Below are 6,201 nucleotides of genomic sequence, written 5' to 3'. Positions count from 1 at the left end.
TATTGGCATGCTCGGTATCACGACTTAATCCCGCGATATCTTGCTTTTGTTCACTTTCATTGCGGATAATAATGGTGCCGTCTGACACAGCGGAGTGAGTTATCGACTGTTCATCGCTTTTTTATTATAACTAGCTTTATTTTCGATATGATTTTGATTAGTGGATAGTTGAAAAAGTGAGGAACTAAAGCCACAAGATGAGCTTAAGTTTGAGGCGGTCAAGCAGATGACTGCTGACGAGCAGAAGTCAGTTAAAGAGATTTTAGATGCCATGATTTTAAAACATCAGGCTAAGCAGTTGATTGGATAGTTAAAACAAGGCAGTTAAAAGAAGAGATATGACAAGTAATAAAACAGTAAACAACCATAAACGCAGTAATAAGGTGCAACGAAAACCTTACTACTGCTAATCACAACAACTCACGACTTAAGGAGTAGTTATCATGACTAACCCCCATTCTACGGCAAAAACAGCTAAAACTAAAACCACCGATAAAACATTGCGAGAGGCATCGCAACGTCATTACACCGTTGGCTATATCAATGTCCGGCATGAACCCAAAGCCGCACAGGCCCGCACCCACTACAGCAAACACCCTGTGCTGCATCTTAAAGGTAATTGGTTAGAACAAGCTGGCTTTACCACCGGACAACCCGTCACCATCACCGCTAAAAAAGGCAAGTTGATTGTTGAACTTGTGAAGTAGATCGCATAATCAAAAAATAATTAATTCAGTTATGCGAGAGAGAACGTAGAACTGGAATTTGGTATAAACCATTTTGATCTATAAATTTTTCATCATCGAACAATAAATTTTGAAGTTGTCAGATTCAAAACAAACAATGTTAACCTTCTTTATACATGGATAATTAGTAATACTCTGTTTAATTGTCTGTAATGCTATTTTTGCTGCTTCATTTTTGGGAAATTTATATATACCTGTACTTATATTTGGGAACGAAATAGTTTTCACATCATTATCATGAGCAAGTGTAAAGCAGTTTAAGTAACAGAGTCTTAATAGTTCAACCTCATTATTATTACCATTATTCCAACGAGGCCCTACAGTATGGATAACATATTTAGCTGGTAAATTACCAGCTGTAGTAACTACTGCTTCACCGACTTTACAACTGCCTTGTTTTGCTCGTATCTTCTGGCATTCATCCAGAATTTGCTTGCCTCCCGCACGATGAATTGCACCATCAACGCCACTTCCACCTAATAAAGAACTATTTGCTGCATTTACAATAGCATCAACAGCAATTTTAGTAATATCACCCTGAATAATATCTATTTTATTTTTCATTTACTAATGTTCCAAGTAATTTCGAAATTGTATTTTCTTTAGCTTGAACTTCCGAAGGTTTCAAAAGTATATTCATTACTTGCTCATCCAGAGTTAAATCATAAATATCAATGTAATTGTGATAGAGCAGGTTTATTATTGAACTTGCTATATAATACTAGTAACTTAAAAATAAACTATCTACGGTTTAGCAAGAGAATGTTAATTTACAAAGTGGAAATGATTTCATTGCTAATTACTTTAATCCAAATTTCTCCAGACTCCATTATTAAAGTTTCTGATTCTATTTTCACAAGTGCAATATAAGAACCAAATAACTCTTCGCCATCCAGCATATTTCTGCATTCAAATTCCTTCACATTTTTACAATGAATTTTTCCCAAAGAATGCCCATTATAAGTACTCCATATATCAAAAATAAGATCACGCCCAAAATTACTAAAATTTATAGTTCCAAGACATACATCTTCAAATTTCATAATTTACTCCACAAAATGTCCAGTTGAATGTGATTGATCTGGTATCCTATTACCAAAATAATCTTGTCGTTCCGAGTATTTACCTGATCTATCTGATTTCCATACTCTCTGCGTTCTAATAACTTCACTTGTTGGCTTGATGGTTACAGTGACACCATCTGGACCTTTCCATGTTTCGTAGCCTCCCTGTGATTAGTCCATTACTAATAAATCCTTTAGATCTTAGATCTTCATAGAGCTCCTCTCTTGTTTTAGGTAAATCCGGAGTTACCTGCCCCTTAGTCCCCTTTCCAGAATCCGCAGTAAAAACATTATTTATCCAATTAGGAGCTATTGGTTCATAACTTGGGCGCGGAGGTAGCGCTTCGGGGATTTGATTACTTTCCGTATTATGCGGAATATCAATATTATCTAAACACCACCGTGCCCTGTATTATAAGGCATAAAGCCCAACCCCAGACCACAACTTACTATTAAAGGTCGGCGGCTTAAACAGATAGGCTTTTATGTAGGCTGCCTTGTTATCATTAAGATTGAACAGGGCAAGTTGATTATTGAACTTGCGAAATAGATCGCAGATATAAAAATCCCAGTTTTTAGGCTGGGATTGTAATTTAGATAACGCTAAAAATCAGACCATTCCGAGTATTCAATATTTTCAGGTGTTAATTTGGTTAAACCATCTTGTTTTAAGATCTCATTAAAGTAATTTATTGTATCCTCTAATGTTTCTTCAATAGTATTTCCCCAACCGATAGCACCTTCCGGACTACCATCAAATTTTCGTTTTATTCGCAAATCAGTTGATCCAGTAAATTTCCCTGATTGATCCTCATAAATTTTAATTTTCATTTTTGCATAGGGTAATATAGGCATCCAAATAACAAATTCAGCCACACTTTTCTCAATTTTTACCACATTATCAATAGCTAAATCATGCCACATGTTTCATGTTCCTTTATTGTTTACCAAATGAGATAATTTTATCACCTAATTTATCTAAATATTTTCCATTTTTATAATATCTAATCACATCAGGAGTAGGATTGTTAAGTTTTACTGTCCTAGCTCCTCTTAGATTTTTAGCAAATTCTGTTGCTTTACTAAGATATTGCTCAATATTCTCAGCACCAACTTCTTTGCCATGTTTATTAAAATGATAGTCTAATAAACCCTCGGGTGAATCAAAACTACCTTTATTCTAAGATTTATCTTTATCATCGTCAGACGATAAACTTGTTCCTCCACTGACAGTAACCGAGCCACTTTGAGTATCAGCTGACACCTGACTATCTCAAGTTACTATTTCCCATCGGATCAATTAATGCAAAAACGTTAGACTGATTAAAAAAGATTCGGATTGAGCTATATTTAATCGCTTCCCAACTAGTACATCTACTCTTGTAATTGTTACTGATTACCCCTGTGTTTCTGGTTGAAGAACTCGCCAACCAATCATAGCTGCTTGAGCCAAAAAGCAGTAAAACCCAAAACATAGCCGCTAAAGATGAACCACGCCACTACACCGTTGGCTATTGCCCTAACCTTGGTAAAGGCATTCCTGCTCCACAGCACACCATTAAAGGCAACTAGCTGAATTAACTCGGATTCACCACAAGACTACTCGTCACCATTTCCGCTAAAAAAGGTAAGATTATTGTTAAATTTTCTAAGTAGATCGCCGATATAAAAATCCCAGTTTTTTATGCTGGGATCTTAATTCTGTAAATACTAAAAATCAGACCATTCAGAGTATTCTATATCTTCAGGTGTTAACTCCTCAAAACCATCTTCTTTTATCTTTTCATTAAAGCTTTTAATTGTATTCTCTAAAGCTGCTTCAATAGTTTCACCATCACCTAAAGCATTTTCAGGGCAACCATCAAATTTTCTCTTTATAGCTAAATCTGATATTCCTGTGTAACCGCCTTCTGCATGTTCTCTGATTTTAATTTTCATCTTTGCATAAGGTAAGATAGGCATCCAAATAACAAATTCAGCAACAACTTTTTCAATTTCTACGCCATCTAATTTCAAATTACGCCACATATATGTTTTCCTATTGTTTACCAAATGAGATTATTTTTTTACCTACCATATCAATATATTTACCGTTCTTGTAATACCTAACAACATTTTCTGTTGAACCCTTTATATTTACTTTTGTTGCTCCTTTCAAATTATCAGCAAAAGCCCTAGCCTTTTCAAGATACTGTTGAGGTGTTGTTGCACCAACTTCTTTGCCATGTTTATTAAAATGATAGTCTAATGAATCTTCTGGTGAATCAAAACTACCCTTATCCCACGATTTATCTACTTTATCTTGAAATTCAGAATCATTTTTTGATGATTGAGAACTAGTCTTAGATTTATTTTTATTTTTATCATCGTCGTCATCAGGCGGTAATCCTGAAGCCCCACCTGCCGCAATAGTCGAGCACCTTCCGATACATCATTGTTATTTTGATGACCTTGTTTTTTATTAAGGTAATTATCATAATCTAAGTTATAAACTCTTAATACGTTTTCTTCAAGGAATTCATTTTCCATCTGATCCGCATAAGCTAGGCTAATAAGTTGTCTCTCATTTAATGTTAAGCTATTTAAAAAAGCTTCAGCGTCTTCAACACTAAAACCTCTTCCAACAAGAACATCTACAGGGCTAATAGTTACTTTTTCACCAATATAAGATTGTTTAACTAAATCCCATAAATCAGGGAAATTAGTGTATTTTAGATATTTATTAATAGTGTTAAGGTCTATTTCGGATGCAGTTAATGTTACTCCAGCCAATGCGGCTAATTATATAGTCGGTGAGTTACTTTTTACACGTTGGTGAGTGAAACATTGCTCTATACCTTGTTTTGCTGCAAATGTCGCCATATTGTTATTCTAAACGGCATTTTTACCACCGGAAGCAAGAGCGGTAGGGGCAAGGGAGCTGATTTGTTGTTTTTCATCATTATTATGTAAAAAATATTGAGGAGTCTATGCTGTTTAACATTATGTGAGTTGATGAGATTTAACTGTCTTTATTGTTGTGATTCCTTGATAATAAGCTTATGTCACTAGCCTTGATTTCTGTGCCATAGCTACACCACGTTGTGGTCTACTTTTGGGTAAATCAAGTTGATGTTTGAGGTGGTTAAAAAATTGATTGATTAAAGAAATTGTAGTCTGATACCTGCAACTAATTAATTAGAATTTAATTATATGGTTAGGACCTATTCTAAGCTAAAATCAACCGTACACAAAACACACCCAGCCCATCACTAAGCGATTTTATACCGAGGGTTATATGCCACAAAATCCAACGCCAGACCACAACTGACCATTAAAGGCAGGTGGCTGGAGCAATTTGGTTTTTATGTCGGCTGCCCTGTTATCATTAATATTGAACAGGGTAAGTTAGTAGTAGAGATTGATTTAAGAGTCTAAAAAATGATAACTTATAAATAATCTTTAATTCTTTTATATAAAAATTCATAAAAATTAGCAGCATAAATCTTACATTCAGCAGATGGGAACATAATGTATATTGGACATTCCCCATTATCAAATTTAGTATAGTCAAAATAATACACATCACCAAAATCTGTTTGGCTAACAACAAGTTGTGTGTTTTTCATAATGTTATTTTTCATATCAATGATATGATGATAAACAATATCCCCACCATTAACCGATTCAAAATCTAATCCGTAAATGCTGTATATTTCCTCTCCACATATATCACCACCACGGTATTCACGTAAAAACCATTTATAAGAATTAGTTAAAGGAAAACCTAAATATTTTTCGGCCTTTAAAATCCATGATTCATCAACCGCATCTTCCGGAGTACCGAAATTAACTATATTCTCATTTTTATTAATGAATTCAATTAGTACATTTTTTGTTATTTCATTCATAATTTTTACCTATATGTTTTTGCTCTCTCGATCCAGTATTGAGTTTTCCATTTATTGAACTCATTTCTATTAATTCCAGAAGGAATTGTATTAGGATTAACATGAATCGCTTTTTTATTTTGTTGATGAAATGTTTGCGTAACTTCAGCAATAGCTCCATTTTGATTTTGTGTCATATGGTGTAAATTAATCGAATTTCCATCATGACCAATAGGTGCTCGACCAGATGCCATTCTTTCTAAATTTGTTCCTTTAATTATTTTCCCTTTATCTGTCCAAGTTGTCATCAAATTCGGATCAAACAAATCATTACGTTGATAAACTTTATTGCCATTAAATTCTATAGGATCTTTGCTCCAATATTTTCGTTCTTGCCCAAAATATTTTGCTGCATCAGCCTGTGTTACACTATTCGTCCCCTTTCCAGCTTTTACTTCATTCTTATTTAGAGGGATCCATTTTTCTCCCGTCCATTGCATAAGTTTACCGCCAATATAAGCG

The 6,201-nt window shown here is 34.4% G+C and carries 10 protein-coding genes and 1 pseudogene; 4 read left to right on the top strand and 7 right to left on the bottom strand.

What is annotated here, in order from left to right; all coding sequences use genetic code 11:
- Positions 1-181: 181 nt before the first annotated feature.
- Positions 182-310 (top strand): annotated as a pseudogene (locus tag J3U23_RS12140) (transcriptional regulator); the annotation flags it as partial.
- A gap of 133 nt (positions 311-443) precedes the next feature.
- Entirely contained in the window at positions 444-707 is a 264-nt protein-coding gene (locus J3U23_RS11985; protein WP_267339335.1) for a SymE family type I addiction module toxin, read from the top strand.
- A 78-nt stretch (positions 708-785) separates the two neighbouring features.
- On the opposite strand, the gene J3U23_RS11980 is transcribed toward J3U23_RS11985, so the two are convergent.
- Both J3U23_RS11980 and J3U23_RS11975 read right to left on the bottom strand, forming a co-directional pair.
- Positions 786-1,310, bottom strand: a complete 525-nt coding sequence (locus J3U23_RS11980) for an O-acetyl-ADP-ribose deacetylase (RefSeq protein WP_267339334.1) — start codon at positions 1,308-1,310, stop codon at positions 786-788.
- A 206-nt stretch (positions 1,311-1,516) separates the two neighbouring features.
- Positions 1,517-1,789 carry a hypothetical protein gene (locus tag J3U23_RS11975; RefSeq protein WP_267339333.1) on the bottom strand — a complete coding sequence of 91 codons (273 nt, stop codon included), beginning with the start codon at positions 1,787-1,789 and terminating at the stop codon, positions 1,517-1,519.
- A 442-nt stretch (positions 1,790-2,231) separates the two neighbouring features.
- Here J3U23_RS11975 and J3U23_RS12135 point away from each other — a divergent pair, with 442 nt between their 5' ends.
- Positions 2,232-2,360 (top strand): SymE family type I addiction module toxin, encoded by a 129-nt coding sequence (locus tag J3U23_RS12135; RefSeq protein WP_416380517.1) that lies wholly within the window; start codon positions 2,232-2,234, stop codon positions 2,358-2,360.
- Positions 2,361-2,413: 53 nt separating this feature from the next.
- Here J3U23_RS12135 and J3U23_RS11970 read toward each other — a convergent pair whose 3' ends face one another.
- The 3 genes from J3U23_RS11970 to J3U23_RS11960 all read right to left on the bottom strand — a co-directional run bounded on the left by J3U23_RS11970 (position 2,414) and on the right by J3U23_RS11960 (position 4,582).
- A complete protein-coding gene (locus J3U23_RS11970; RefSeq protein WP_267339332.1) occupies positions 2,414-2,734 on the bottom strand; it encodes a hypothetical protein in 321 nt (106 codons plus the stop codon).
- 786 nt (positions 2,735-3,520) lie between these two features.
- On the bottom strand, positions 3,521-3,838 hold the full coding sequence (locus J3U23_RS11965) for a hypothetical protein (RefSeq protein WP_267337326.1): 318 nt from the start codon (positions 3,836-3,838) through the stop codon (positions 3,521-3,523).
- Between the two features lie 264 nt (positions 3,839-4,102).
- Positions 4,103-4,582, bottom strand: coding sequence for a hypothetical protein (locus tag J3U23_RS11960; RefSeq protein ID WP_267339331.1), 480 nt, complete (start codon positions 4,580-4,582; stop codon positions 4,103-4,105).
- Between the two features lie 486 nt (positions 4,583-5,068).
- On the opposite strand from J3U23_RS11960, the gene J3U23_RS12130 reads away from it, so the two are divergent.
- Positions 5,069-5,227, top strand: coding sequence for a SymE family type I addiction module toxin (locus J3U23_RS12130; RefSeq protein ID WP_416380072.1), 159 nt, complete (start codon positions 5,069-5,071; stop codon positions 5,225-5,227).
- Between the two features lie 11 nt (positions 5,228-5,238).
- On the opposite strand, the gene J3U23_RS11955 is transcribed toward J3U23_RS12130, so the two are convergent.
- Together J3U23_RS11955 and J3U23_RS11950 are read right to left on the bottom strand one after the other, a co-directional pair.
- Entirely contained in the window at positions 5,239-5,700 is a 462-nt protein-coding gene (locus J3U23_RS11955; RefSeq protein WP_220215604.1) for an SMI1/KNR4 family protein, read from the bottom strand.
- Between the two features lie 5 nt (positions 5,701-5,705).
- The coding region (locus tag J3U23_RS11950; protein WP_267339330.1) for an HNH/ENDO VII family nuclease at positions 5,706-6,201 on the bottom strand (496 nt) is incomplete at its 5' end.

This window comes from Gilliamella sp. B3367 (genome assembly GCF_026536825.1).
Lineage (GTDB): Bacteria > Pseudomonadota > Gammaproteobacteria > Enterobacterales > Orbaceae > Gilliamella > Gilliamella apicola_E.
This window is presented reverse-complemented; position numbering and strand designations above follow the sequence as displayed.

Bases quoted from the DNA above. Each gene is read 5' to 3' on its own strand.
- J3U23_RS11955 (WP_220215604.1), bottom strand. From the start codon at position 5,700: ATGAATGAAATAACAAAAAATGTACTAATTGAATTCATTAATAAAAAT.
- J3U23_RS11975 (WP_267339333.1), bottom strand. From the start codon at position 1,789: ATGAAATTTGAAGATGTATGTCTTGGAACTATAAATTTTAGTAATTTT.
- J3U23_RS11970 (WP_267339332.1), bottom strand. From the start codon at position 2,734: ATGTGGCATGATTTAGCTATTGATAATGTGGTAAAAATTGAGAAAAGT.
- J3U23_RS11965 (WP_267337326.1), bottom strand. From the start codon at position 3,838: ATGTGGCGTAATTTGAAATTAGATGGCGTAGAAATTGAAAAAGTTGTT.
- J3U23_RS11980 (WP_267339334.1), bottom strand. From the start codon at position 1,310: ATGAAAAATAAAATAGATATTATTCAGGGTGATATTACTAAAATTGCT.
- J3U23_RS11985 (WP_267339335.1), top strand. From the start codon at position 444: ATGACTAACCCCCATTCTACGGCAAAAACAGCTAAAACTAAAACCACC.